The sequence below is a fragment of the Streptomyces sp. SID5464 genome (assembly GCF_009862985.1).
GTDB classification, from domain to species: domain Bacteria; phylum Actinomycetota; class Actinomycetes; order Streptomycetales; family Streptomycetaceae; genus Streptomyces; species Streptomyces chartreusis_D.
Genome location: NZ_WWIQ01000020.1, coordinates 242,531 through 267,479, shown reverse-complemented (window position 1 = coordinate 267,479; position 24,949 = coordinate 242,531). Strand labels below are relative to the sequence as shown.

General features: G+C 72.1%; 23 protein-coding genes. 7 read left to right on the top strand and 16 right to left on the bottom strand.

Features of this window, described 5'->3' with window-relative positions; genetic code table 11:
* The first annotated feature begins 10 nt into the window (after window positions 1-10).
* Window positions 11-751 carry a sirohydrochlorin chelatase gene (locus GTY47_RS13905; protein WP_010034293.1) on the top strand — a complete coding sequence of 247 codons (741 nt, stop codon included), beginning with the start codon at window positions 11-13 and terminating at the stop codon, window positions 749-751.
* A gap of 39 nt (window positions 752-790) precedes the next feature.
* Here GTY47_RS13905 and GTY47_RS13900 read toward each other — a convergent pair whose 3' ends face one another.
* The 7 genes from GTY47_RS13900 to GTY47_RS13870 all read right to left on the bottom strand — a co-directional run bounded on the left by GTY47_RS13900 (window position 791) and on the right by GTY47_RS13870 (window position 4,413).
* On the bottom strand, window positions 791-1,612 hold the full coding sequence (locus tag GTY47_RS13900; RefSeq protein WP_010034290.1) for a GvpL/GvpF family gas vesicle protein: 822 nt from the start codon (window positions 1,610-1,612) through the stop codon (window positions 791-793).
* A complete protein-coding gene (locus GTY47_RS13895) occupies window positions 1,609-1,974 on the bottom strand; it encodes a gas vesicle protein (RefSeq protein ID WP_010034288.1) in 366 nt (121 codons plus the stop codon). Before GTY47_RS13895 ends, GTY47_RS13900 begins: the two co-directional genes overlap by 4 nt.
* Complete coding sequence (locus GTY47_RS13890) at window positions 1,971-2,222, bottom strand: gas vesicle protein GvpG (RefSeq protein WP_010034286.1); 252 nt, start codon at window positions 2,220-2,222, stop codon at window positions 1,971-1,973. Before GTY47_RS13890 ends, GTY47_RS13895 begins: the two co-directional genes overlap by 4 nt.
* Before the next feature lies 1 nt (window position 2,223).
* Window positions 2,224-2,943: a GvpL/GvpF family gas vesicle protein gene (locus tag GTY47_RS13885; RefSeq protein ID WP_010034283.1), complete on the bottom strand. Its 720-nt coding sequence runs from the start codon at window positions 2,941-2,943 to the stop codon at window positions 2,224-2,226.
* Window positions 2,940-3,326 carry a gas vesicle protein GvpJ gene (gene gvpJ, locus GTY47_RS13880; RefSeq protein ID WP_050810168.1) on the bottom strand — a complete coding sequence of 129 codons (387 nt, stop codon included), beginning with the start codon at window positions 3,324-3,326 and terminating at the stop codon, window positions 2,940-2,942. Before gvpJ ends, GTY47_RS13885 begins: the two co-directional genes overlap by 4 nt.
* Window positions 3,327-3,460: 134 nt before the next feature.
* Window positions 3,461-3,757 carry a gas vesicle protein gene (locus tag GTY47_RS13875; RefSeq protein WP_029180772.1) on the bottom strand — a complete coding sequence of 99 codons (297 nt, stop codon included), beginning with the start codon at window positions 3,755-3,757 and terminating at the stop codon, window positions 3,461-3,463.
* Window positions 3,758-3,846: 89 nt separating this feature from the next.
* Window positions 3,847-4,413: a DUF1697 domain-containing protein gene (locus tag GTY47_RS13870; RefSeq protein ID WP_010034274.1), complete on the bottom strand. Its 567-nt coding sequence runs from the start codon at window positions 4,411-4,413 to the stop codon at window positions 3,847-3,849.
* A 327-nt stretch (window positions 4,414-4,740) separates the two neighbouring features.
* Here GTY47_RS13870 and GTY47_RS13865 point away from each other — a divergent pair, with 327 nt between their 5' ends.
* Window positions 4,741-6,990, top strand: a complete 2,250-nt coding sequence (locus GTY47_RS13865) for an MMPL family transporter (RefSeq protein ID WP_029180771.1) — start codon at window positions 4,741-4,743, stop codon at window positions 6,988-6,990.
* An 86-nt stretch (window positions 6,991-7,076) separates the two neighbouring features.
* Here the strand turns inward: GTY47_RS13865 and GTY47_RS13860 are convergent, their stop codons facing one another.
* The gene (locus GTY47_RS13860; protein ID WP_010034269.1) at window positions 7,077-7,397 is read right to left on the bottom strand and encodes a hypothetical protein; all 321 of its coding nucleotides are present in this window, start codon (window positions 7,395-7,397) and stop codon (window positions 7,077-7,079) included.
* 194 nt (window positions 7,398-7,591) lie between these two features.
* On the opposite strand from GTY47_RS13860, the gene GTY47_RS13855 reads away from it, so the two are divergent.
* Window positions 7,592-8,542: a zinc metalloprotease gene (locus GTY47_RS13855; protein ID WP_010034267.1), complete on the top strand. Its 951-nt coding sequence runs from the start codon at window positions 7,592-7,594 to the stop codon at window positions 8,540-8,542.
* Between the two features lie 27 nt (window positions 8,543-8,569).
* On the opposite strand, the gene GTY47_RS13850 is transcribed toward GTY47_RS13855, so the two are convergent.
* The 5 genes from GTY47_RS13850 to GTY47_RS13830 all read right to left on the bottom strand — a co-directional run bounded on the left by GTY47_RS13850 (window position 8,570) and on the right by GTY47_RS13830 (window position 13,915).
* Complete coding sequence (locus tag GTY47_RS13850; protein WP_050810165.1) at window positions 8,570-9,772, bottom strand: glycosyltransferase; 1,203 nt, start codon at window positions 9,770-9,772, stop codon at window positions 8,570-8,572.
* A gap of 48 nt (window positions 9,773-9,820) precedes the next feature.
* Window positions 9,821-10,600 (bottom strand): 23S rRNA (adenine(2058)-N(6))-methyltransferase Erm(O), encoded by a 780-nt coding sequence (gene erm(O), locus GTY47_RS13845; protein WP_010034264.1) that lies wholly within the window; start codon window positions 10,598-10,600, stop codon window positions 9,821-9,823.
* A 263-nt stretch (window positions 10,601-10,863) separates the two neighbouring features.
* Window positions 10,864-12,138: a sugar ABC transporter substrate-binding protein gene (locus GTY47_RS13840; RefSeq protein ID WP_010034263.1), complete on the bottom strand. Its 1,275-nt coding sequence runs from the start codon at window positions 12,136-12,138 to the stop codon at window positions 10,864-10,866.
* Window positions 12,138-12,971, bottom strand: a complete 834-nt coding sequence (locus GTY47_RS13835) for a carbohydrate ABC transporter permease (RefSeq protein WP_010034262.1) — start codon at window positions 12,969-12,971, stop codon at window positions 12,138-12,140. Before GTY47_RS13835 ends, GTY47_RS13840 begins: the two co-directional genes overlap by 1 nt.
* The gene (locus GTY47_RS13830) at window positions 12,968-13,915 is read right to left on the bottom strand and encodes a sugar ABC transporter permease (protein WP_029180770.1); all 948 of its coding nucleotides are present in this window, start codon (window positions 13,913-13,915) and stop codon (window positions 12,968-12,970) included. The genes GTY47_RS13835 and GTY47_RS13830 overlap by 4 nt, the downstream gene beginning before the upstream one ends.
* A 159-nt stretch (window positions 13,916-14,074) precedes the next feature.
* Between GTY47_RS13830 and GTY47_RS13825 the strand changes: the two genes are divergently transcribed.
* Window positions 14,075-14,938, top strand: a complete 864-nt coding sequence (locus tag GTY47_RS13825) for an aminoglycoside phosphotransferase family protein (RefSeq protein ID WP_010034260.1) — start codon at window positions 14,075-14,077, stop codon at window positions 14,936-14,938.
* A 104-nt stretch (window positions 14,939-15,042) separates the two neighbouring features.
* Here GTY47_RS13825 and GTY47_RS13820 read toward each other — a convergent pair whose 3' ends face one another.
* Together GTY47_RS13820 and GTY47_RS13815 are read right to left on the bottom strand one after the other, a co-directional pair.
* Entirely contained in the window at window positions 15,043-15,759 is a 717-nt protein-coding gene (locus tag GTY47_RS13820; protein WP_010034257.1) for a 3'-5' exonuclease, read from the bottom strand.
* A gap of 118 nt (window positions 15,760-15,877) precedes the next feature.
* Window positions 15,878-17,149 (bottom strand): SAV2148 family HEPN domain-containing protein, encoded by a 1,272-nt coding sequence (locus GTY47_RS13815; RefSeq protein WP_029180769.1) that lies wholly within the window; start codon window positions 17,147-17,149, stop codon window positions 15,878-15,880.
* A gap of 516 nt (window positions 17,150-17,665) precedes the next feature.
* Here GTY47_RS13815 and glgX point away from each other — a divergent pair.
* Together glgX and treY are read left to right on the top strand one after the other, a co-directional pair.
* Window positions 17,666-19,807, top strand: coding sequence for a glycogen debranching protein GlgX (gene glgX, locus GTY47_RS13810; protein WP_010034251.1), 2,142 nt, complete (start codon window positions 17,666-17,668; stop codon window positions 19,805-19,807).
* Between the two features lie 118 nt (window positions 19,808-19,925).
* The gene (treY, locus tag GTY47_RS13805) at window positions 19,926-22,295 is read left to right on the top strand and encodes a malto-oligosyltrehalose synthase (protein WP_029180768.1); all 2,370 of its coding nucleotides are present in this window, start codon (window positions 19,926-19,928) and stop codon (window positions 22,293-22,295) included.
* 17 nt (window positions 22,296-22,312) lie between these two features.
* Here the strand turns inward: treY and GTY47_RS13800 are convergent, their stop codons facing one another.
* Window positions 22,313-23,263, bottom strand: coding sequence for a LysR family transcriptional regulator (locus tag GTY47_RS13800; protein WP_010034241.1), 951 nt, complete (start codon window positions 23,261-23,263; stop codon window positions 22,313-22,315).
* Between the two features lie 90 nt (window positions 23,264-23,353).
* Here GTY47_RS13800 and lpdA point away from each other — a divergent pair, with 90 nt between their 5' ends.
* On the top strand, window positions 23,354-24,775 hold the full coding sequence (lpdA, locus tag GTY47_RS13795) for a dihydrolipoyl dehydrogenase (protein WP_010034238.1): 1,422 nt from the start codon (window positions 23,354-23,356) through the stop codon (window positions 24,773-24,775).
* Window positions 24,776-24,949: the final 174 nt, after the last annotated feature.

The window sequence follows — 24,949 nt, the reverse complement described above, 5'->3', positions numbered from 1 at the left end:
AAGTGAACCCATGACCAACAAGCCCGTTCTCCTCGTCATCGCGCACGGCAGCCGCGACCCGCGGCACGCCGCGACGGTGCACGCCCTGGTACGCCAGGTCCGCTCCCTGCGCCCCGACGTACGCGTGGAGACGGGCTTCCTGGACTTCAACGTGCCCTCGGTGCAGGGGGTGCTGGAGTCCCTGGCGGTCCAGGGTGTCCGTGACGTCGTCGCCCTCCCCCTCCTCCTGACCCGGGCGTTCCACGCGAAGGCGGACATCCCGGCGGTTCTCGCGGACGCGCCCCCGCAGCTGCGTGTCCGCCAGGCGGAGGTCCTGGGCCCGTCGCCCCTGTTGCTGTCCGCGCTGGAGCGACGCCTGTACGAGGCGGGCCTGTCCCCCGCCGACAAGTCCTCGACCGGGGTCGTGCTGGCCTCGGCGGGGTCCACCGACCCGGAGGCGATCGCAGTGATCGCAGAAATCGCGCGGGAGTGGCGGCACACCGGTTGGTGCGCCGTGCGGCCTGCGTTCGCCTCCGCATCTCTCCCCCGCACGGAGGACGCCGTCCGGGAACTCCGAGCCCTCGGCTGCGCCCGAGTGGCGGTCGCCCCCTACGTCCTCGCCCCCGGCTTCCTCCCGGACCGCATCGCCCGGGGCGCGGCGGAGGCGGACGTCCTGGCGAGTGTCCTGGGGCCGGCGCCGGAGGTGGCCCGGGTCGTACTGGAGCGCTACGAGGCGGCTCGGATACCGGCGTTGGCGGCCGTGAGCGCCTGAGGGAGAACCGGCCATCAGGGCAGGTTCCCCGCCAGGCCGTCACGCGGCGGGTTCCGGCTCCGGCTGGAGTGCGAAGGAGTAGGGGGCCCAGGGGCCGGTGACTTCGACGCGGAGGCCGGGGATGCCCTCGGCGGCCGCCAGTACGCCGGTGCGGAAGGCGTCGACGCGGTCGGCGGGGACGAGGTACGCGTCGTTGCCGACGTTGGTGCCGGGGGCCGGGCCCGCGAGGCTTCCGCGTTCCGGCGTGTGTGCGACCCGGTCGACGGCGAGGGTGCCGGCGGTCCGGGTGAGGTGTGCGGCGGCCTGTGCGACCGTGCGCCAGGCTTCGTCGTTTCTGCGTTGTCTGCGGCGGCGGATCGACAGGTAGGCGCGGCCGACGCCGAGGCCGGTGGGCGTTTGCTGTCCGGCGTCGGGGTCCGACTCGGGTGGTGTGATCTCGGGTGTGGCGTAGATCTTGACGCCGAGTTCGACGTGGCCGGTCAGACGGTCCAGGAGGGATGCGAAGTACGCGCGGCGGGTGTCGAGGGCGTGCCGGGCGCGGTCCTCGTCGGGGTAGACGGTGGCCAGGCGGAGGGGCAGGACGGCGGCGCCGCTGGCGACGAGCGCGGCGACCACGGCGTGGTGGGACCGGACCGTGGACTCCATCCAGTCCAGGTCGTGGAGGTGGGCCCTGAGGGGAGCCTCGTCGTAGTCGGCGGCCGGGACGTGACCGACGGCGAAGGCCAGCCGGGACGTGGGGTCGGCGGGCTCCACCAGGTGGATCGGGTCGCCGGCGACCCCGCGCACGTGCGCCGCCGCCGCGGCGGCCTCGGGGGTGCGGCGCAGGACCGCGTAGGCATAGACGAGGTTCGGGTCGGTCATGGCTCCGGCCTCCTGTCGGCCGCCTTGAGGGCGGCGATCTCGGCGCGCAGTCGTTCGTTCTCGTCGGCGAGGGACCGCTCGGGGCGGGCGGCGCGGGAGGAGAGGGAGGGATCGTGTTCCCACCAGTCGATGCCCATCTCCTTCGCCTTGTCGACGGAAGCGACGAGCAGGCGCAGCTTGATGGTGAGCAGTTCGATGTCGAGCAGGTTGATCCGGATGTCGCCGGCGATGACCACGCCCTTGTCGAGGACGCGTTCGAGGATGTCGGCGAGGTTGGCGCTCTGCGCGCCGGGCCCGTGGCCGTAGGGGGAGGGAAGGCGGGGCGGCCCGGTGAGTCCGCCTGTTGCCGGATGGGTGGTCATGGTCGGGGGGCTCGTCTCCGGGCGTCGATCTCGTCGAGTCGGTCCAGCAGTTCGTCCTCGCGGCGGTCGTACTCGTCCTCGTCGACGCGTCCCTCCAGCAGGGCCCGTTCCAGGTCGACGAGGGCCTGCCGGACGGGGGCCGGGTCGTAGTACTGCGCCTCGGCGGCTGCCTGGAGCTGCTCGGCGGCCCAGAGGGTGGTGCGCAGGGGCGCGAGCGGGAGGGTGAGGATGCCGGTGAGCAGGCCCATGTCAGGCGGCGAAGCTGTACGGGGGCAGGGGGCCGCGCAGCCGGAAGTCGTAGGCGTCGCCGTAGTCGTGGGCCATGCGCCGGCCGGCCGTGGTGAACTCCTCGGCGCGGGCGCGTTCGACGAGGAACGACACGTTGAGGAAGTCGTCGTTGGCCGGGTCCGCCAGGACGCTCGATCTGGCGAGTCCGGACAGCCGTCCGACGATCTCCTCGGCCTGCCGCCGCTGCCGGGCGTCGACCTGCCGGGCGACCAGTTCCCCGAGGGCGAGTCGGTCCTCGTGGCTGCCGGTGCCGTCGCGGGTGCACTGGTTGAGCCGGCGGGCCTCCTCGGACGCGCCGAGCACCTCGCGCAGCAGGTCGTCCTGGTCGCGGGCGGCCTTGAGGTTGAACTCGGCGGTGCCGTGCAGTTCGCCGAGCCTTCGGGCGTAGTCCTGGCCGTGCTCCTCCAGGGCCGTCCTGACGGCGGTGTCGTCGGGGGCGACCAGGCCGAACCGCATGGGCAGGACCGATCCGTCGGCCATGAGCCGTTCCTGGAGTTCCTGGTGGGCGGCGAGGTCGCGCCGTTTGGGACGCAGGCCGGGGGGTGCGGGGCTGACCACGGCGGCGAGCGGGCCATGGACGACCACGCGCGGGGGGTCGTCCCTCCCGCCGACGGTGCGCAGGCCGTCGAGGCGCAGGGGGTGGTCGGAGCGGGTGACGGCGTAGACGTAGACGCCGCTCACCGCTCGTCCTCCCTGCTGTCCTTGTCGTCGCGGTCGAAGATGTCGCCGATCGCGTCGATGGCGCCGCCGATCGCACCGCTGGTCCTGCCCCGGGCGCCGCTCTCGACGAGGTTGCCGACGATGTCGGTGAGCTTGTCGGGGGCCTTGCGGCCGGACTCGAGGTCGAGGCGGTTGCAGGCCTCGGCGAAGCGGAGGTAGGTGTCGACGCTGGCGATGACGATCCGTACGTCGATCTTGAGGATCTCGATGCCGACCAGGGAGACACGGACGAACACGTCGATCACGAGCCCGCGGTCCAGAATCAGTTCGAGGATGTCGAAGAGGCCGCCGGTTCCCGACCCGCTGGAGGTGGTGGCGGGTTGCGTCCCGCCGGTGTGCGTCATGACGGTCACGGTGCGATTCCTCTCGCGAGACTCGTTCTCGTGCCGCCCGTAGGTACGGGGGTGGCGGCGGGCGTGTTCACGCACACACCGGAAACGGGTCCCGCGGAGGGGAGCCGAAGAGGAGCGGGACGGCGCTAGCGTCCCCGGTCGAGCTGGCCGCGGGCGTACCGGCGCACCCGCTCGTAGCCCAGGAGCCGGCCCTCCGGGTCGAGGGTGACCCGGTACGTCGCCATGATGGTCATGGTGTCGGGGACCCGCTCCAGCTCCACGACCTCCACGTCGGCCGTCCAGCCGTCGGGCGTCGGACGGACGGCGGTGACGGAGTCGGGGGCCGTGCCGAGCAGTTCGGCAAGCTGGGCCGCCGCGCCGCGCATGGCCTGGACGGCCGTCGCACGACCGGATGGAGTCGCCTGGTCTTCGGTGCTCGTCATGGTCCTACCGTGCCAAGGCCCCGGTTCGTGTGGGGGTGATTCGGCCAAACGTCCGGTGCCGTTGATCGCCGGCCTGGTACGGAACCTGATCATCCAGCGGGGTGACTGAGGGCTTCCGTCAGCTCCACCAGCTTGACGACGGTGTTCCAGTTGCGGGTCGTGGCGATGATCCCCTTGTTGATGCGCGGCTTCGAGAGGTGTTCGGCCAGTTTGGAGCGGCCCAGGCCGTTCGGCGCGTACAGGTACAGGGCGCGGTCGCCGAGGCGGAACTCCTCGGGGAGGTAGGCGGACCCGTCGATCTCCGCGAAGCGCTCGGGGGTCACGGGGGCGGAGAAGTAGGTGACGTGGAGCTGCTTGGGCTCCAGGTCGGCGGCTGGGAACGGGCAGGCGTCGGCGATCGCCTTCAGATAGGCGTGGTCGCGCACGATCACGTCGACGCCGAACCCGAAGTGCTTCTCGATGGCGTGCCTGATCTCGACGGCCAGCGACTCCTCGTCGCCGTGCCCGGAGGCGAACACCGCCTGGCCGCTCTGGAGGTAGGTCGTCACGTCCTCGTAGCCGAGGCCTGCCAGGAGTGTGCGCAGGTCCGCCATCGGGACCTTTTTGCTGCCGCCCACGTTGATGCCGCGCAACAGTGCCGCGTACGTCGTCGTCATCCGTTCACCATAAGACGGCCGTCGTGCCCCGTGGGGGTGGGCACGACGGCCGGTGGGCGGCTGCCCGAGCCCCGTAAATTACTCATCGGTCACCACGGGGCACAACCTTCTGCTCAGGATCCACACACCCGAGGAGACCGATAGGTGTAAGGGACCGCGGTTCTCTCCGGTCCTCCCCAGTGGGGAGAGAGCGCGGGCCATGGGGATGAGGTCCGGCCCCGCGACTTCACCGGGCAGCACGACGTGAGGGCTTTATCCGGCCCATACCTTCGAAACGAAAGGGGGCGGCAGGGGGCCGCCCTCGCATCACGAGGGGGCAAGCCCGTCATGGGGAACGGAGAAGCACGGGTGCGGGGCCTGGCCGCCCGGGCCGGAGGCTGGAGCGCCCGCCACCGATGGGCTGCCGTCGGGATCTGGGTGTTGTTCGTCGTCCTGGCGATGGGGCTCGGTTCGGCGGCGGGCCGGGTCGACGTCAAGGACAGCGACCAGCTGAAGGGGGAGACGCACACCGCCGCGAAGATCATCGAGGACGCCGGGATCGACGAACCGGCCGGCGAGACCGTGCTGATCCAGGCCAAGGACTCCGGCCTGAAGGCCACGGACGCCGAGTTCCGGGACGCCGTCACGGCCGTGGTCCAGGCCGTCGGGAGGACCGGCCGCGTCACCGACGTGACCTCGCCGTACGACACGAAGACGATCTCGAAGGACGGGCGCAGCGCGCTCGTGCAGTTCGACATGCGCGGCGAGCCGGACACGGCCGGTGAGCGGGTCGAGCCGGTGCTGAAGGCCGTGGAGGGCGTCCAGAAGGACCACGGGTCGCTGCGGATCGAGGAGATCGGCGGCGCCAGCATGATGAAGACGTTCGCCGACGCCTTCGGGGACGACTTCAAGAAGGCCGAGTACTCCGCGGTGCCGGTGGCCTTCGGCATTCTGCTCATCGCCTTCGGCGCGCTGGTGGCGGCGCTGCTGCCGGTGGCGCTGGCGCTCACCGCGATCATGGCGACGATGGGCCTGATGGGGGTGATCAGCCACGCGGTGCCGATGACGGACGCCGCGAACTCCGTGATGCTGCTCGTCGGTCTGGCCGTCGGTGTCGACTACTGCCTGTTCTACCTGCGCCGCGAGCGGGAGGAGCGCGCCGCTGGCCGGGACGCGCAGACGGCGCTGCGGATCGCCGCCGCGACCAGTGGCCGCGCGATCGTGGTCTCCGGTGTCACGGTGTGCGTGGCCATGGCGGGCATGCTGTTCACCGGGCTCGCCGAGTTCGAGGCGATGGGGCTGGCCTCGCTGATCGTGGTGGCCGTGGCCATGGTGGGGTCCGTGACCGTACTGCCCGCGCTGCTGTCGCTGCTGGGCGAGCGCGTGGAGAAGGGCCGTGTCCCGTTCCTGCGCCGGCGCGGGCAGGGCGGCAACGGGGAGAGCCGGTTCTGGACGGCCGTCCTGCGGCGGGTGCTCGCCCAGCCGGTCGTGTCCGTCGCGGTGGCGACCGGTGCGCTGCTGGCCATCGCGGCTCCCGCGGTCGGCATGAAGACCCAGAACCTCACGCTCGACCAGGAGTTCGGCGACTCGCTGCCGATCGTGCAGACGTACAACCGGCTCAACGAGGCCTTCCCGGGTGGCTCGGATCCGGCCCAGGTGATCGTCAAGGCAGACGACATCAACGCGCCCGAGGTGCGGTCGGCGCTCGCCGACTTCCGTGAGCGGGCGGTCAGTTCGGGAGCCTCGCGCGGCCCGGTGGAGATCGAGCTGCACGACGCGCAGAACCTCGCCTTCGTGTCCGTCCCGCTGGTCGGCGGCTCCGACCTCGACAAGGCGGGAGCCAGCCTGGACAAGCTGCGCAACGAGGTCCGGCCCGCAACGCTCGGCAAGGTCGAGGGTGTCGAGGCCCCGATCACCGGGCAGGTCGCGGGTTCCAAGGACTTCAACGACCAGCTGGCGGGAGCCGTCGTGCCGGTCTTCGCCTTCGTGGTGGTGTTCGCCTTCGCGCTGATGCTGCTGTCGTTCCGCTCGCTGACCGTCGCGGTCACCTCGATCGTGCTGAACCTGCTGTCCGTGGGCGCGGCCTACGGCATCCTCGTCGCGGTCTTCCAGCACGGATGGGGCGCCTCGCTGGTGGGCGCGGAGGGCGTCGGCGCGATCATCACGTGGCTGCCGCTGTTCCTCTTCGTGATCCTGTTCGGCCTGTCGATGGACTACCACGTGTTCGTGGTGTCCCGGATCCGCGAGGCGCGGCTGCGGGGCCTGGCGACGAAGGACGCGATCCGGCACGGCGTGGTCACCACGGCCGGGGTCGTCACCAGTGCCGCGGTCATCATGGTCGCCGTGTTCGCGATCTTCGGGACGCTGTCCATGCAGTCCATGAAGCAGATGGGCGTCGGCCTCGCGGCCGCGGTGCTCATCGACGCGACGATCATCCGGGGCGTGCTGCTGCCGGCGGTGATGGCGCTGCTCGGGGAGCGCAACTGGTACCTGCCCAAGTGGCTGCACCGGCTGCCCGATCTCACGCACGACGAGACGCCGCGGGCGCTCGCGGGACCGGCGGCGCGGGACGACGAGGGTGAGCCCCTCAGGGTCTGATCCCCGTCTCCCCCACCGCTGTGTGCAGGGCCCGTCGGTTCCGGGGGAACCGACGGGCCCTTTCAGCCGGTGAGCCGCCGCACGTGTCAGCCGGTGAGCCGCCGCACGTGCAGCACGTCCTCGTCGCAGCGCAGGATCTCCAGCTCCCGGTCGGGGCGAGCGCCCCCGAAGGTGAGCGCGATGTGACGGTCCGACACGAGCCGCCAGCGGCCGGGAACGGCGCCGGGAGCGTCCCCGCGTCCCAGCGGGTGGTCGACGAAGGTGCCGTCGGGCGCGAACTCCATGCCGCGCCGCCCGCGCGCCGGCGGGAAGGGGTGGTCGTCCGGCCGGTAGACCCGCACGTCCTCGTGGTCCTCCTCGTAGGAGTGGAGCCACGAACGGAACAGGCCCGATGGGGGCTCACGCATGACCCGGCCACCTCACTCGACCAAGTAGTCCAAATTGCCGGTTTTGTACGTCAAAGACTAGGATTATCAGTGTATGGGTTCGGAGGGAACGGGCAACCGGCCGGCCGCTCCGCCCGGCCCCCGCAGCGCGTGTCCGACGCGCACTTCCGCAGCCGCGTGCGCGGCACACCCCCAGGCTCCCCCAAGGGGCAGACATGTCCGATGCGCAGTCCTACCATCGCGTCACCTCCGCCGACTACAGCCGCTGGTGCGGCGCCATGGAGGTGCACCGCAGACTCCTCAGCATGAACCCCGAGTACGCCGAGAACCGGGCCCAGATCGAGAACGCCGCGTTCGCCTACGAGCAGGTGGAGACGGGCACGGCCCGGCAGAGCGTCGTCGACATCCCCGTCGTCGTGCACGTCGTGCACAACACCCCCGAGCAGGACATCAGCGACGCCCAGATCCACAGTCAGATCCAGGTGCTCAACCAGGACTTCCGCGCGAACAACCCGGACGTCGACAAGGTCCCCGAGGCCTGGCAGGACCTCGTGGCCGACGCGCGCGTCCAGTTCCACCTCGCCCGGACCGACCCACTGGGCCGCCCCACGGACGGCATCACGCGGACCCGGACGTCGACTCCCGCCTGGGACACGGACGACCTGGTCAAGTTCAGCCTGAGCGGCGGTCACGACGCCTGGCCCGCGGACGTCTACCTGAACCTGTGGGTCTGCCAGTTGCGCCGCGGGCTGCTGGGCTACGCCCAGTTCCCGGGCGGCGCCGCCTCCACGGACGGGGTGGTCGTCACGCACACCGGCTTCGGGACCACCGGCACCGCCACCGCGCCCTTCGACGGCGGCCGCACCGCCGTGCACGAGATCGGGCACTGGCTGAACCTGCGGCACATCTGGGGCGACGACGACGAGGGGTGCAGCGGCAGCGACTTCGTCGCGGACACCCCCAATCAGGGCGGGCCGAACACGGGTTCACCCGACTTCCCGCACGTGTCGTGCGGCAACGGCCCGTCCGGCGACATGTTCATGAACTACATGGACTACACGGACGACGCCGCGATGTTCATGTTCACCAAGGGGCAGGCGGCACGCATGGACGCCGCTCTCGAGCACGCCCGCATGAACCTCACCCGCCAGGCCGTCACGGTGTGACGGTCCGGCGGGCGACTGCCGTCCCGACTACCCCTGGCACGCGGGCAGTTCGGCCTCGATGAGGTCGGCCGCGCGCCGCGTGCCGCCCTCCTGGGCCGACTCCGCCCGGATCTCCTTCAGGCGGCGGGCGACCTCCGGGTCGTCCACGAGGGCGAGAGCCGCCTCACGCAGGGCCTCACCGGTCGCCTCCTCCGTCGGGAGGTACCGGGCCACACCGAGTCCCTGGAGCATCTCCGCGTTGCCGAACTGGTCCGCGGCCTGCGGTACGGCGATCATCGGCGTGGCCGTGGCCAGGCCCTCCTGGCTGCCGCCCGCGCCGGCATGCGTGACGAACAGGTCGGCCTGCTTAAGGATCGCCAGTTGCGGCACCCAGGAGCGCACCTCGACGTTCGCCGGGACCTCCCCGAGTTCGGCCGGGTCGATGTGCTTGCCGACCGAGAGCACCAGGTGCCAGCCCGGCAGGTCGCCGAACGCCTTGACGCACTCCCGGTAGAAGCCGGGCTGCTTGGTGAAGGCGGACCCGAGCGACACGAGCACGACCTTCTCGGCACCGGCCGGCCGCTCCCAGCCACCCTCGGCGGCACGGTCGCCCTGGCAGGCCCCGACGAAGGAGTACACGGTCTCGTCGACGCGGTCCGCGTTCGGCTGGAGCGCCCTGGGGATCAGGACGATCGAGCGGTCGGGACGGCCCCCGAAGGCATCGGGGTGCCGGGTGATCCCGTTCTCCTCCAGCCAGGCGTGGAAGCGGGCGTAGTAGGCACGGCCGCGCTCGGTCTTCTTCGGCTCCTCCCACAGGGGCGCGGCGACCTCCTCCTCGTACCCCTCCCAGGCGACCATGGCCGGCGACAGGGAGACCGCGGGCACGCCCCAGCGGTGGGCCAGCACGCGGGCCGGGTAGGAGGCGATGTCGTGCAGCACGAGGTCCGGCTCGTCGCCCTCGTACGCCTCGATCAGCTGCGGGAGGGCCTGGATCGCGTCATCGAGGAACGGCTCCGCGTTGTCCAGCAGCGTGCTCCCCCAGGCCTCCGGGTCGTCGTCGGGCGAGGGCAGTGTCGAGTTCCACGGCTTCACCTCGGCACCGGTGTCCGCGACCTTCTCCGCGAAGACCGGCGGGATCGCGTACGTCACGCGGTGGCCGCGCGCCACGAGCTCGCGGATCACCTCCAGACTCGGGTTCACGTGGCCGTGGGCGGCGATGGAGAACATGGCGATGTGAGCACGACTGGTCATGGGCCGACCGTATGCGAGACGAGACGTCTCGTGCAACCATTTTGGAGATCAGCTGGTCAGCTCCTCGTGCAGTCGCAACCACCGCTCCGGCGCCACCTCGCCCACCAGCACGCCCGGGTCCAGGCGCGCCGCCCGGAACGCGGCGTCCACCCGCCGCCTCGGGTGGGCCCGCCGCAGCGACGCGTGCAGTGAACCGCCGGTGCCGGAGAAGCCCAGCTCGACCAGCCGGCGCCAGCTCCGGTACCCGGCGGCGTCGAGCAGCGGGTTGTCGCGCCGTTCCATGCGCAGCACCCCGGCGTCCACGCGCGGCACGGGCCGGAAGCTGCGCCTGCCGACGCGGCCCAGCAGCCGCCACTCGTAGCGGGGCCAGGTCCGGACCGTCAGCAGCGTCCAGCTGCCGTAGTCGCCGGTGCGCTTACGGGCGTACTCGAGCTGGGTGAGCAGCGTGGCGTCGGTGAGGGCGGGGGCGCGCAGGCACCAGTCGACGACGGCCGCGGTGCGGGAGAAGGGCACGTTCCCGGCGACCGAGAAGGGCGTGCGGGGCGGGTGGGCGGCCAGGAAGTCCCCGCCGACGACCCGCACCTGAGGGGTGCCGGAGAAGCGGCCGCGCAGGACGGACACGAGCCGCGGGTCGATCTCGTACGCGCGCAGCTCCCGGCAGCGTCGCGCCAGCGGGCCGGTCAACGCGCCTTTGCCCGCGCCGACTTCGAGCAGCAGCGGGACCGGCCGGTCCTGCGGGGCGGCGAGCCGGGCGAAGCGTTCGGCGGTGGCGCGGTCGGCGAGGAAGTTCTGCGAGAGCGCGCGGGAGGTAGCGGTGGGGCGGGCCATGGCCTGCGGTCCTTGTCTTCCGTGACGGGGTGAGGGCAGCCGAAGGCCCCGACCGGAAGACAGAGGGAGAGCGGAGAGGTGAGACGCCTGGCTCAGCGGCTCAGCGGGCGTGGCTCCCCGGGCCGGTCAGGGCTCCGGGGCCGCTGCGCACCCGTGCGGCGTGCGCGCAGCCCCGGCCGTGACCGGAGATGCAGATCGCGTTGATTCCCACAGGCAGCACGCTAGGCGCTGCCGGGACCAGGCTCAACGGGATTTCGCCGGGTTCAGCGCTGGTAGCGCGCCAGCACCAGGTTGCCGTCCTCCTCCAGGCGTTTGCGCAGCTCACGGATGCCGATGGCGCCGCTGTAGTACTCCTGGAGGGCCGGGGTCGCCACCTTGTCCTTCCACTCGGGGTAGCCCCGTACGGCCTGTGCGGGCGCCGGGCGCAGGTGGGCGGCGAGCGCGGTGCCCGTGGCCCAGCCGTGCTCGGGTGTGCGCAGGGCCGGGTCGTTCAGCGCCCGGCTGCCGGTCGGCAGCATCCAGTCGCCGAGGGCGAGGCGGACCATGTTCCGCGGCCTCAGCAGGAAGTCGATGAAGGCGGCCGCCTCCTTCTTGTGCGGGGAGTCCTCGGCGATGGACAGCGTCTGCGGGCTGACGCCCTGGGTGAGTCCCCCGGCGCCGGCGGGGGCGGGCAGCACCTGCCAGGAGAAGCCCTTCGGGGCCTGCTGCACGATCTGCTGGCGGTAGGAGAAGCCGAGCGGGACCATCGCGTATCTGCCGCCGAAGAAGCCGGGCAGGGTGTCGGAGCCGCCGCTGCCCAAGGTGGTGGGCGAGGCACTGCGGTCGGTGCCGGCCTGGGCGTGGATGGTGCGCGGCACCACCTGGTCGGCCGCCTCGAACCGGACCGTCACCTTTCCGTCGGCCCCGCGGTGGAAGAGCCGTCCGCCCGCCGACAGGGAGAGGTTGAGCGTGGCGGAGACCGGTTCCTTCAGGGGCCAGGCGATGCCGTACTTCCCGCGGCCGCTGAGCCGTTCGGTGATGCGGCGGAACTCGGCCCAGCTCCACGGCTTTTTTGTGGTCGGGATCCGCACTCCGGACCGCTTGAGCCATGTCGTGTTGGCGATCAGCACGCGCGGCTCCTGGAGGAACGGCACGCCGTAGATGCCGTCCCCGAAGGTGGTGGTCTCCCAACTGCGCTGTGGGATGTCCGACTTCAGCCGGTCGGGCAGCAGGCCGGTGAGGTCGGCGAGGTAGCCGCCGTAGGCGAAGTCGGCGAGGTCGTCCGAGGCGTCGTGGATGATGTCGGGTGCCTCGCCGCCCTCGAAGGCGGTGAGGAGCTGGTCGTGGACGCTGTCCCAGCTCCCCTGGACGTACTCGACCCGGACGCCCGGGTGGGTGGCGTTCCACTCCTCCACCAGTTCCTTGTTGGCCTCGACCGACTCCCCCTGCCAGGCCAGGGACAAAAAGCGCAGGGTGATCCGGCCGTCGTCACGGGTGCCGCCGGAGGAGCAGCCGGCGAGGAGCAGCAGGAGAACGAGGCCCAGCAGGCGTGCGCGCATCAGCTCTTCACCGCCCCGCTGAGCATGCCGCCGGTGATCCGCCGCTGGATGAGCGCGAAGACGACCAGCGAGGGCAGCGTCGCGAGGAACGCCGCCGCCGCGAGCGGGCCCAGGTCGGCGACGCCCTCGGCGCCGATGAAATGGGTGAGCACCACCGGCAGGGTCTGTTTCTCCGGTGTCTTGAGCAGTACGAGCGCGAAGAAGAACTCGTTCCACGCGGTGATGAACGCGAACAGCGCGGTCGCCACGATGCCTGGCGCGAGCAGCGGCGCCGTCACCGACACCAGGGTCCGCACCCGGCCCGCCCCGTCGACCGTGGCTGCCTCCTCCAGCTCGGGCGGCACGGCCCGTACGTACCCGGCGAGCATCCACAGCGCGAACGGCAGCGCCCACACCACGTACACCAGCACCAGCCCCGGCACGGAGTTGATCATGCGGAGGTTCTTCAGCACGAGGAACAGCGGGATGATCAGCAGCACGAACGGGAACGCCTGGCTGACCACCACCCAGCCCGTCACCGCCTTCGCGAGCCGGGTGCGGCGCCGGGCGACGACGTAGGCCATCGGCGTCGCGATCAGCACGGCGATGCCGGCCGCCGCGAGCGCGGCGAGCAGGGAGTTGAGGGCGGCGTGCAGCAGCGGCTGTTCGTCGAAGGCCTGCCGGAAGTTGGCGAGGGTGGGGTCCTTCGGGATCCACGTCGGGTGCAGGCTGCCCAGCTCGCGCGGCGGCTTGAACGCGGTGGAGACCAGCCAGAGGAACGGAAAGGCGAGGAAGACGAGATACGCGAGCAGCGCGGTGTACTGGCCGACGCGGGCCGGGGTGCTGGTCCTCACGCGTCGTCACCTCCCCTGAGGCGGCCGGCGAGGAAGACGGCCAGGGCGATCGAGATCACGGCCACCATCACGCAGCCCATCGCCGCCGCGTAGCCGAACTGCCCGTAGCGGAAGGCCTCTTCGTACGCGAAGAGCATGGGCAGGCGGGTCCGGCCGCCGGGGCCGCCGCTGGTGAGGACGTAGACCAGGGCGAAGGAGTTGAAGTTCCAGATGAGGTTGAGCGCGGTGATGGCCAGGGCGATGGGTCTGAGGGCGGGCCAGGTGACCGTGCGGAAGCGGCGCCAGGCGCCCGCGCCGTCGACCGCCGCCGCCTCGTGCAGTTCGCGCGGGGTGTTCTGCAGTCCGGCGAGCAGCGCGACCGTCGTCTGCGGCATGCCCGCCCAGACGCCCACGACGATCACGGCGGGCAGCGCGGTGGCCAGCCCGCTGAGCCAGTCGCGGCCGCCGCCCAGGCCGAGGTCGCGCAGGGTCTCGTTGAGGATGCCGGCGTCCGGGTTGTAGACGAGGCGCCACATGATGCCGACGACGACCTCGGGCATGGCCCAGGGGATGATCGCCAGGGCACGGGCCAGCCAGCGCAGCCGCAGGTCCTGGTCGAGCAGCAGGGCGAGGCCCAGCGCGAGCAGGAACTGCGGCACGGTCACCCCGACCGCCCACACCAGCCCGATCCGGAACGACTCCCAGAACAGCGTGTCGTGGAGCAGATCCTGGAAGTTGAGGCCGCCGATCCACTGGGTCGGCTCGGTACGGCCCGACTGGGCGTCGGTGAAGGCCAGCAGGATCCCGTACAGCAGCGGCCCGACGCTGAGGACGAGGATGGGGAGCAGGGCGGGCAGCACCAGGAACCAGGCGCCGTGGTCGACGGCCCGGGGCCGGCTCCGGCCGGGCTTTCGGCCGGCCGGTCTCCTCGGCGTCGGCGGTGAAGCCTCAGTCACCGATGTCACAAATCAGCCCCTTTGACGGCTCGGCCGGCCAGGTCATGGTCGTGAAGGCGTTCTGCCTCGTCAAGGCACCGCGCACGCCGCCCGACCTGTGCCGATGCGACACTGACCGGCGGATGGCCGGAACCCGACGGCGGAAGACGTGGACGACGGAGGCGGACGATGGACGAGGCACGGGCTCGGGACGTACTGGCCGCGGCGGGCGTGCTGCCCGGAGCGGCCGGCGAGGCGCGGCTGCTCGCGCTGGGTGAGAACGCGGTGTTCGCCGCCGGTGACCTGGTCGTCAAGGTGGGCCGCGACGCCGAACTCCTGGACCGGGCGCGGCGTGAGCTCGACATCGCGGTGTGGCTCGCCGAGGCGGGCGTACCGGCGGTGCGGGCCGCGGAGCCGAAGGCGCTGCTGGTCGACGGGCATCCGGTGACGGTGTGGCATCGGCTGCCGGATGCCGCACGGCCCGCCGAGCCGCGGGATTTGGCCGAACTGCTGCGGGTCCTGCACGCCCTGCCCGCACCCTCCTTCGCTCTGCCGCCCCGCGATCTGCTGGGCGGTGTGGAACGCTGGCTGCGGCTGGCGGGGGACGCGATCGATCCGGCGGACGCCGCGTATCTGCGGGAGCGGCGGGGCGGGTTCGCCGCCGAGGCCGCGGCGCTGACGCCTCATCTGCCGCCGGGGCCGATCCACGGGGATGCTCTCCCGCGCAATGTGCATGTCGGGCCTGATGGGCCGGTGCTGGTCGATCTGGAGACCGTGTCGGCGGATCTGCGGGAGCACGATCTGGTGGTGATGGTGCTTTCGCATGACCGCTACGGACTCCCGGACGACGCGTACGCGTCGTTCACCGCGACATACGGATGGGACGTCCGCGCGTGGGAGGGGTGTTCGGTGCTGCGTGGCGCCCGGGAGACCGCCAGTTGTGCATGGGTGGCTCAGCACGCGCCGAGCAATCCGAAGGCGTTGGCGGAGTTCCGGCGGCGGGTGGCTTCGCTGCGGGAGGGGGACGAGACGGTGCGGTGGTATTCGTTCTGAGCGCCTGAGGTTCGGGGGCCTGCGTAGTGCGGCGAGTGCGGGTCGAGTGGGGCCGGTCGCGCAGTTCCCCGCGTCCCTCAGGGGCGTCACCCGCCGTCACCGGCTCACGCGTCCGCCGGCTCCTTCAACGGCCAGGCCCCCTCCACCAGTGCCGTCGCGTCGCCCTTGCCGCGCAGGAAGTTCTGGAAGTCCGCCGCCCACTCCGCGTACCACTCGATCTGTCTGCGGTGGAGGTCTGCCGGGCCGAGGGACGCGATCTTGGGGTGGCGGGCGGCTATCGCACCGGCCAGGCGGGCCGCCGCGAGGGCGTCGGCCATGGCGTCGTGGGCGGAGTCGAGGACGACGCCGTACTCGGCGCAGACCGCTTCGAGGTTGCGCTTGCCCCGGCGGTAGCGGTCGACCCAGCGGTCGATGGTGTACGGGTCGATCACCGGCGCGGGGTCCACGCCGCCCAGGCGGTCGCGCAGGGACGGCAGTCCGTGACGGCGCAGTTCGGCGGAGAGCAGGGTCAGATCGAAGGCGGCGTTGTAGGCGACGACCGGCACGCCCGTCTTCCAGTAGGAGGTGAGGACGCCGGCGAGGGCGTCCGCCACCTGGTCGGCCGGTCTGCCCTCGGCCGTCGCGCGCTCGTTGCTGATGCCGTGCACCGCCACCGCGTCCTCGGGGATCGGCACCCCCGGGTCGGCCAGCCACTCCCGGCGCCCCATCGGCTCCCCGGCCCTGACCTCGATCACGGCTCCCGTGACGATGCGCGCCTCGCGCGGATCCGTGCCCGTCGTCTCCAGGTCGAAGCCGATCAGCAGCTCCCGGTGCCAGCCCATGGGCGGTCCCCCTTCGTGTGGTGCGTTCCCCCAGTGGTCTCCACCTTCCCATGCACCACTGACAATCAGAGGACCGCGTTCCGCTTAGGCGCCGAACCGCACGACCACGAGGGACGGTTCACGACACGGGTCGCGAATCCGCCCACATCACCTCGAACTCCTCGCGATAGGTGGGGAAGAGGCCGCTTTCGTCGATCTCACCCGACTTGACCACCTTGCCGCTGTTGCGCAGCACGAACACCGGCGCTTCCATCCCCCGGGTCCGGCGCAGGTAGTTCTGCACGACCGCGATACCGTCCGCCCCGTCGCCGTCGACCAGGTAGGCCGTGAAGCGGGGCGTCTCGTCGAAGACCTGGATCTCGAAGGCCCCCGGGTCCCGGAGCCGGGCCCGTACCCGGCGCATGTGCAGGATGTTCATCTCCACGGCCCGGCTGAGCTCGCCGCGCTTGATGCCCAGTTCGCGCTCGCGCCGCTTGACCGCGCTGGAGGCCGGGTTGAGGAACAGCAGCCGCACCCGGCAGCCCGACTCGGCCAGCCGGACCAGGCGGCGGCCGGAGAAGTTCTGCACGAGCAGGTTGAGGCCGATGCCGATGGCGTCGAGCCGACGCGCGCCGCCGAAGATGTCCTCGGCCGGGAACTGGCGCATCAGCCGCACCCGGTCGGAGTGGACGGCGACCACGTCGGCGTACCGGTCGCCGACCAGGTCCTCGACCGCGTCGATGGGCAGCCGGCGCGCGGAGGGCACGTCACCGCCCGTGCCGAGCATCTCCAGCAGCCGGGCGGAGGCGCGCTCGGCCTGGTTCAGGACGGCCTCGGACAGGGCCCGGTTGCGGGAGACGACGTTCCGGGTGACCTCCAGCTCGTCCAGGGCGAGCTCGACGTCCCGGCGGTCGTCGAAGTAGGGCTCGAAGCAGGGCCAGTGCTGCACCATCAGCTCGCGCAGCTGCGGCAGGGTGAGGAAGGACAGGACGTTGTCGTCGGCCGGGTCGAGCAGATAGCCCTTGCGGCGGCTGACCTCGCGCACGGCGACCGCGCGCTGCACCCACTCCTGCCCGGCGGGTCCGGCGGCGGCCACGACCCAGTCCTCGCCGTGGACGGGTTCGTACACGGGGCGCAGTACGGCGGCGACGACCGCGCGCAGCCGCTGCTCGACGAGGTTCAGCCAGATGTAGGCCCGGCCGGCCCGCTGGGCGCGGGTGCGCACCTCGCGCCAGGCGTCGGCGTCCCAGTCCAGCTCCGGGCCGATCGAGCCCGTCGCGTCCATCGGCCGTGCCAGGGACACGGCACCGGTCGGGACGTCTGTGGAGTTCCCCTCGTGACCTTCGTCACCAGGGGGCAGCTCCAGCCCTCCCGAGCCCACCCGCGCACCGCCTTCCGCTCCCCCGAGCACTCCCCTTGTCAACGATCAAGGAAGGGTACTCCGGGAGCGGTCGGCGGTGCAGCCGGATGGGCAGGACAGTTCTCGGCAGCGTGCCCGTTCCGCCGGGCGAGCCCGGCGGGAGTGAGCGGATTCATAGCCGTGACGTCACGCCCGGCGAGGCAGAGTCGTGCCCGTGTGGTGCCCGCTCAGGGCGGTCGCGACCCGCTCCGTCTCGCCATCGGCCGGTGGACCGTGGCCCGTGCCCTTCGCGGCTTCGGCCGGCGTCTCCGCTGCGTCCCCGGCGCCTCCGGGGCTCCGCCCGGCCTCCTCCCGGACGGGGGCTGCCCCGCCCGGGTCCCCGTGTCATATTTTCCCCGTACTCCCCCACAGCCCCGGGAGTATCCCGTGCCCCACTGGTTCGGCATAACGCGTATGCACTGGTCACTTGGTAAGAGGGACATAAGTCATAGGAGGTTCCCTCACTTTCGGGGAGACTCGGGGCCAAGGCGTCCCCACCGGCGCCGCTCACCTGAAAGAGTCGTATCCATGCAGGTCTGGCCTGGAGAGGCGTATCCACTCGGTGCCACGTACGACGGCGCCGGCACCAATTTCGCGGTCTTCTCGGAGGCCGCGGACCGAGTAGAGCTGTGTCTGCTGCACGACGACGGCTCGGAGACGGCGATCGAGCTCCGGGAGAGCGACGCGTTCGTGCGGCACGCGTACGTGCCGGGCATCATGCCGGGGCAGCGGTACGGGTTCCGCGTGCACGGCCCGTACGCCCCGGAGCGCGGGCTGCGCTGCAACTCCGCGAAGCTCCTGCTCGACCCGTACGCGCGTGCGATCAGCGGTTCGATCAGCTGGGGCGAGGAGGTCTACGGCTACCACTTCGACGAGCCCGGCCGGCGCAACGACCTGGACTCCGCGCCGCACACGATGACGTCGGTCGTGGTCAACCCGTACTTCGACTGGGGCGACGACCGGCGCCCGCGCACCGAGTACCACCACACGGTGATCTACGAGGCCCACGTCAAGGGCCTCACCATGCGGCACCCGGGCCTGCCGGAGGAGCTGCGCGGCACCTACGCGGCCCTCGCGCACCCGGCGATCATCGAGCACCTCACCGAGCTGGGCGTCACGGCCCTGGAACTGATGCCCGTACACCAGTTCGTGAACGATCACCGCCTGGTCGACATGGGGCTGAACAACTACTGGGGCTACAACACGATCGGTTTCTTCGCCCCGCACAACGCCTACGCCTCCTGGGGTGACCGGGGACAGCAGGTGCTGGAGTTCAAGTCGGCGGTGAAGGCGTTGCACGAGGCCGGGATCGAGGTGATCCTCGACGTGGTCTACAACCACACCGCCGAGGGCAACCACCTGGGCCCGACGCTGTCCTTCAAGGGCCTCGACAACGCGCGCTACTACCGGCTGACGGACGACCCCCGTTATTACATGGACACGACAGGGACCGGGAACTCCCTGCTCATGCGGTCCCCGCACGTGCTCCAGCTGATCATGGACTCGCTGCGGTACTGGGTCACGGACATGCACGTCGACGGGTTCCGCTTCGACCTGGCCGCGACGCTCGCCCGGCAGTTCCACGAGGTGGACCGGCTGTCGTCGTTCTTCGACCTGGTGCAGCAGGACCCGGTGGTCTCGCAGGTCAAGCTGATCGCCGAGCCGTGGGACGTGGGCGAGGGCGGCTACCAGGTGGGGAACTTCCCGCCCCTGTGGACCGAGTGGAACGGCAAGTACCGGGACACCGTGCGGGACCTGTGGCGGGGTGAGCAGCGCACGCTCGCGGAGTTCGCCTCGCGGCTGACCGGCTCGTCCGACCTGTACCAGGACGACGGGCGGCGCCCGCTGGCCTCCATCAACTTCGTGACCTGCCACGACGGCTTCACGCTGCACGATCTCGTGTCGTACAACGACAAGCACAACGAGGCCAACGGCGAGGACAACCGCGACGGCGAGAGCCACAACCGGTCCTGGAACTGCGGCGTCGAGGGCGACACCGACGACGCCGACGTGCTCCGGCTGCGGGCCCGGCAGATGCGCAACTTCATCGCGACGCTGATGCTGTCCCAGGGCGTCCCCATGATCAGCCACGGCGACGAGTTCGCCCGCACCCAGCGCGGCAACAACAACGCCTACTGCCAGGACAACGAACTGGCCTGGGTCGAGTGGCCGGCGGACGGCGAGGACGGCGAGGACACCGAGGGCGGCCTGAGCCGGGAGCTGCTGGCCTTCACGCGCGCGATGGTGTGGCTGCGCCGGGACCACCCGGTCTTCCGCAGGAGGCGCTTCTTCCACGGCCGGCCCGTGGAGGGCACGCACGACGACCTGTCCGACATCGCATGGTTCACCCCCGAGGGCCGGGAGATGACCCAGCGGGACTGGGACTCGGCACGGGCCTCGGCGCTGACGGTGTTCCTCAACGGCAACGCGATCTCGGAGCCGGGCCCGCGCGGGGAGCGCATCACCGACGACTCGTTCCTGCTGATGTTCAACGCCTCGCCCAAGCCGCTGGAGTTCCTGGTCCCGGTCAATCACGGGCGGCAGTGGCAGGTGGTGGTCGACACGGCCCGCGCGGACGGGGTGCCGCCGGGCACGGGCCCGAAGGTGCAGGCCGGGGACCGGCTGACCCTGGCCGACCGGAGCATGACCGTGCTCCAGCGGCCCGTGTGACCGGCGGCCGGTGCGCCGCCCGGTGCGTCGCCAGGAAGGGCCACTCGTCCGGGCGACGCACGGCGCACCTGGCGCGGGCGATGACACGAACGGCGGCAGGGCGGGTACGTAGGTCTGCATGACACCTGAGCGACCTGACCCGGTGGTGCCCACGGCCACGTACCGGCTGCAACTGCAGCCCGAGTTCCCGTTCGGGGCCGCGGCGGCCGTCGTGCCGTACCTGGCCTCGCTCGGCGTCTCGCATCTGCACCTGTCCCCCGTCCTGGAGGCCGTGCCGGGCTCGGCGCACGGCTACGACGTCGTCGACCACGCGCGCGTACGCGAGGAGCTGGGCGGTGAGGAGGGACTGCGGGCGCTGGCGGGCACGGCACGCGAGCACGGGCTCGGTCTGGTGGTGGACATCGTCCCGAACCACATGGCCATGGCCCCGCGCCACAACCGCGCCCTGTGGGAGGTGCTCCGCGAGGGCCCGAAGTCGCCGTACGCGCGCTGGTTCGACATCGACTGGGAGGCGCAGAACGGCCAGGTGCTGCTGCCGGTGCTCGGCGGGCCGCTGGGCGAGGTGCTCGGGGAACTGCGCGTCGACGGTGACGTCCTGCGCTACTACGACCATGTGTTCCCGCTGCGCGAGGGCACCGAGGACCTGCCGCTGCCGCACCTGCTGGACGCGCAGTGGTACCGCCCGGTGTGGTGGCGGCTGGCCCGGACCGAGCTCAACTACCGGCGGTTCTTCAGCATCTCCGAGCTGATCGGGGTGCGGGTGGAGGACCCCGAGGTGTTCGAGGCCACCCACGACAAGATCCTCCAGCTGCTCCGCGAGGGCGTGATCGACGGGCTGCGCGTCGACCATCCCGACGGGCTCGCCGACCCCGACGGCTACCTCCGGCGGCTGCACGAGGCGGCGGAGGGCCGCTGGACGGTCGTGGAGAAGATCCTGGCCGACGGTGAGCGGCTGCCGGCCTCCTGGCCCGTCGCGGGTACGACCGGCTACGACGCCCTGCGGCACGTGGACGGGCTCTTCACGGACCCGGCCGGGTTCGGGGAGCTCCTGGGGCAGTACCGGCGGTTCGCGGCCCCGCAGACGGACCGGGGCGGGCAGTGGGAGGCGACGGTGCGCCGGGCGGCGTACAAGGTCCTCACGCACGAGCTGGCGACCGAGACCGACCGGCTGGTGCGGGTGGCGGCCCGGCTGTGCGCGACCTCGCCGGAGCCGGCGCTGCGCGACCGCGCGCCCTGGGCGCTGCGCACCGCGCTCCAGGAGCTGCTGGTCCGGATGGAGGTCTACCGGCCCTACGAGTCCGTCGACGCGGCGACCGTGGTCACCGAGGAGGCCGCGGCCGAGGCCCGGCTCGCGTTCGCCGTGCCCGAGGAGGCCGGTGCGGTGGACGTCGTACGGGACCTCGTGCTGGGACGGTACGGCGACGGGCCCGCGCAGGTGGAGTTCCGGACGCGGTTCGCGCAGACCTCGTCGGCGCTGCGGGCGAAGTCCGTGGAGGACACGGCGTTCTACCGCTACGTGCCGCTGCTGTCGGCGACCGAGGTGGGCGGGAATCCGGGCGGTCCGGCGCTGTCGCCGGAGCAGTTCCACGCGTACTGCGCGCGCGTGCAGCGCGACTGGCCGGTGACCGGCACGGTCGCCTCGACGCACGACACGAAGCGCAGTGCCGACGTCCGGGCGGCGCTGCACGTGCTCACCGAGTGCCCGGACCGCTGGGCGGACGTCCTCGCCGAGGTGACCCGCACCGGCGAGGGCGTGCCGGACGCGCAACTGGCCTGGGCGGCCTGGCAGACGGTGTTCGGGCTCGGCCCGGCGTCCGGGGCCCCGGAGCGGGTGCAGGGGGCACTGCTGAAGCACGTGCGCGAGGCGGGCCTGTACACCAGCTGGACCGAGCAGGAGCCGCCGTACGAGGAGGCGGTGGCGCGGTTCGTGGCGGCCGGGCCGTGCGGGGCGCCGGGTGAGCGGGTCGCCGCGTTCCGGGACTCCCTCGGGCCGCACATCCGGGCGAACGTGCTGGGCACGGCCCTGGTCCAGCTGACGATGCCGGGTGTGCCGGACGTCTACCAGGGCACGGAGGCCGAGTACCGGGCGCTGGTCGACCCCGACAACCGGCGGCCGGTGAGCTTCCCGCCCGAGGAGTCCGGCGGGACGTCCGGGGAGAAGACCGCGGTGACGCGGGCGGCGCTCGGGCTGCGGGCACGGCGTCCCGACGCCTTCGGCGACACGGCGACGTACATGCCGCTGCCGGCGCAAGGTGCGGCGGCGGCCCACTGCCTGTCGTTCGCCCGCTCCGGTGAGGTGGTGACGGCCGTGACCCGCCTGTCGCTCCGGCTCGCGGAGGCGGGCGGCTGGCGGGACACCCGTCTGCCGCTGCCGCCGGGGCGCTGGGCGGACGTGCTGGAGCCGGGACGGGAGTTCACGGGGCACGCACGCGTGGAGGAACTGTTCGAGCGGCTGCCGGTGGCGTTGCTGGAGCGGGTCGGAGAGTGAGGCGGGGCGGCTGGTCGTCAGGCCGCCGCCGTGCCGTCCTCGGGGCAGTCCCCGTACGCGCGCAGCGATGCGGTGGAGGGGACGCGTGGGTAGGGCCAGGCCGAGTGCAGCAGGGTCACGAAGGCCTCGGCCGCCCCGGTCGGGGGCAGCCGGGAGAAGACCGTCAGGGTGCGCTTCCAGGGCGGGTCGGGGGTGAGGACGACGCAGCCGTCGCCGACCGCGTCGCGGACCAGGTGGGCGGGCGCGGCGCAGACGCCGACACCGGCGGCGGCCATCCGTACCGCCGTCGACGTGTGCTCGGTGAACACGGCGGTGCGGGGCGTGAAGCCGGCCCGTCCGCACGCCCAGTCGAGGAAGCGTTCGCCGTGGACGACGGGTTCCATGGCGCAGCGCACCCAGGGGCGGTCGGCGAGCTCCGGCAGCGTCACCGTCGTACGGCCGGCGAACCGGTCGTCGAAGGGCACCACGAGGACGATGTCCTCCTGGCCGACCGGCACGACGGTGCCCGGCCAGTCGGCGGGCGCCGGGCCGACGGCCAGGTCGGCGGTGCCGCGCTCGACCTGCTCCTCCAGGGCCTCCGACGTCGCGTACTCGTGGAGGTGCAGCAGCACGCGCGGGTGGGCCGCGCGCCAGCGGGCGAAGACGTCCGCGAGGACACCGACCGCGACGGAGTGCACGGCGGCGATGTGCAGTTCGCCGCCCTCGGCACCGGCGGCGGCACGGGCCGCGCGGCGGGCCTGGGCGGCGCTGCGCACGGCGAGTTCGGCGTGCGGCCGGAAGGCGCGCCCCATCGGGGTCAGGCGCACGCCGCGCGGCATGCGCTCCAGCAGCGCGCCGCCGACCGACCGTTCCAGGGCCTTGATCTGGTGGGAGAGGGCGGGCTGCGAGACGTGCAGGAGTTCGGCCGCGCGGGTGAAGGACGCCTCGTCGACGACCGTCAGGAAGTACTCCATCTGCCGCAGGCTCATGAACGGCCGCCCCTCCCATAAACGCCCTGCATCGATTCCACAAGAACATTGCCTTGGACTCATGGCAAGGGCCGGGCGGACGCTGAGGGCATGAACTCACCGGACGCCATCGTCATCGGCGGCGGCACGGGCGGTTACAGCACCGCCCTGCGCGCCGCGGCCCTCGGTCTGGACGTCGTGCTCGTCGAACGGGACAAGGTCGGCGGGACGTGCCTGCACCGCGGCTGCATCCCGAGCAAGGCGATGCTGCACGCGGCCGAACTCGTCGACGGCATCGCCGAGGCACGCGAACGCTGGGGCGTGAAGGCGACGCTGGACACCGTGGACTGGCCGGCCCTGGTCGCCACGCGCGACGACATCGTGTCCCGCAACCACCGGGGCGTGGAGGCCCATCTCGCACACGCGGGCGTGCGAGTGGTGAGGGGCAGCGCACGGCTGACCGGATCCCGCTCGGTGCGGGTGGCGGGCGTGGACGGCGAACCCGGCGGGTACGACCTCTCCGCGCGCCGTGGCCTCGTGCTCGCGACCGGCTCACGGCCGCGCACGCTCCCGGGGCTCGCACCGGACGGGCGGCGCGTGGTGACGAGTGACGACGCGCTCTTCGCGCCGGGCCTCCCGGCGTCCGTGCTGGTGCTCGGCGGGGGTGCGATCGGCGTGGAGTACGCCTCGTTCCACCGCTCCCTGGGCGCCGACGTCACCCTCGTGGAGGCCGCCGACCGGATCGTGCCGCTGGAGGACGCCGACGTGAGCCGGCATCTGACCCGCGGTCTGAAGAAGCGCGGCATCGACGTGAGGTCCGGCACCCGGCTCTTGGACGCCGAGGTCCTCGACGACGGGGTGCGCGCACACCTGCGCACCGCCCGGGGCGAGACCCTCACGGTCGAGGCCGAACGGCTGCTGGTGGCGGTCGGGCGGGCCCCGGTCACCGACGGCCTGGACGTGGCCGCCGCGGGCCTCTCCACGGACGAGCGCGGTTTCGTCGTACCGGCCGACTGGGACCGGCTGGAGACGGCCGTGCCCGGTGTCCACGTCGTGGGCGACCTGCTGCCGCCGCCGTCGCTCGGACTGGCCCACGCGTCGTTCGCCGAAGGGCTGTTGGTGGCCGAGACGCTGGCCGGCGTGCCGTCCGCACCCGTGGACTACGCGGCCGTGCCCCGGGTCACGTACTCGTCGCCGCAGACCGCGGCCGTCGGTCTGACCGAGGCCGAGGCACGCGCGCGGGGGCACGAAGTGGTGGCCGACAGCATGCCGCTGACCGCCGTCGCGAAGGGCATGGTGCACGGGCAGGGCGGCATGGTGAAGGTCGTCACCGAGGCCGGCGGCGGACGCGTGCTGGGCGTGCACCTGGTGGGCCCGCACGTGTCGGAGATGATCGCGGAGAGCCAGCTGATCGTCGGCTGGGACGCGGAGCCGCTGGACGTGGCCCGGCACGTCCACCCGCACCCGACCCTGTCGGAGGCGGTCGGCGAGGTGTTCCTGACCCTGGCCGGACGCGGGCTGCACCGGCAGTGACCCCGCGCCGGTGACGTGACGCCGGCGGCGGTGACAGCACACCGGCCAGGGCGCCCACCGCGCACGGGCCGGCAATGCTTCCGGGCGCCCCCTGGGACCTCCCCCATCGCGCCCTTGACACCGCACCAAGGCCGTGGGGTACTGCGATTGCGAACTCGGGCGGATGTGACGGGG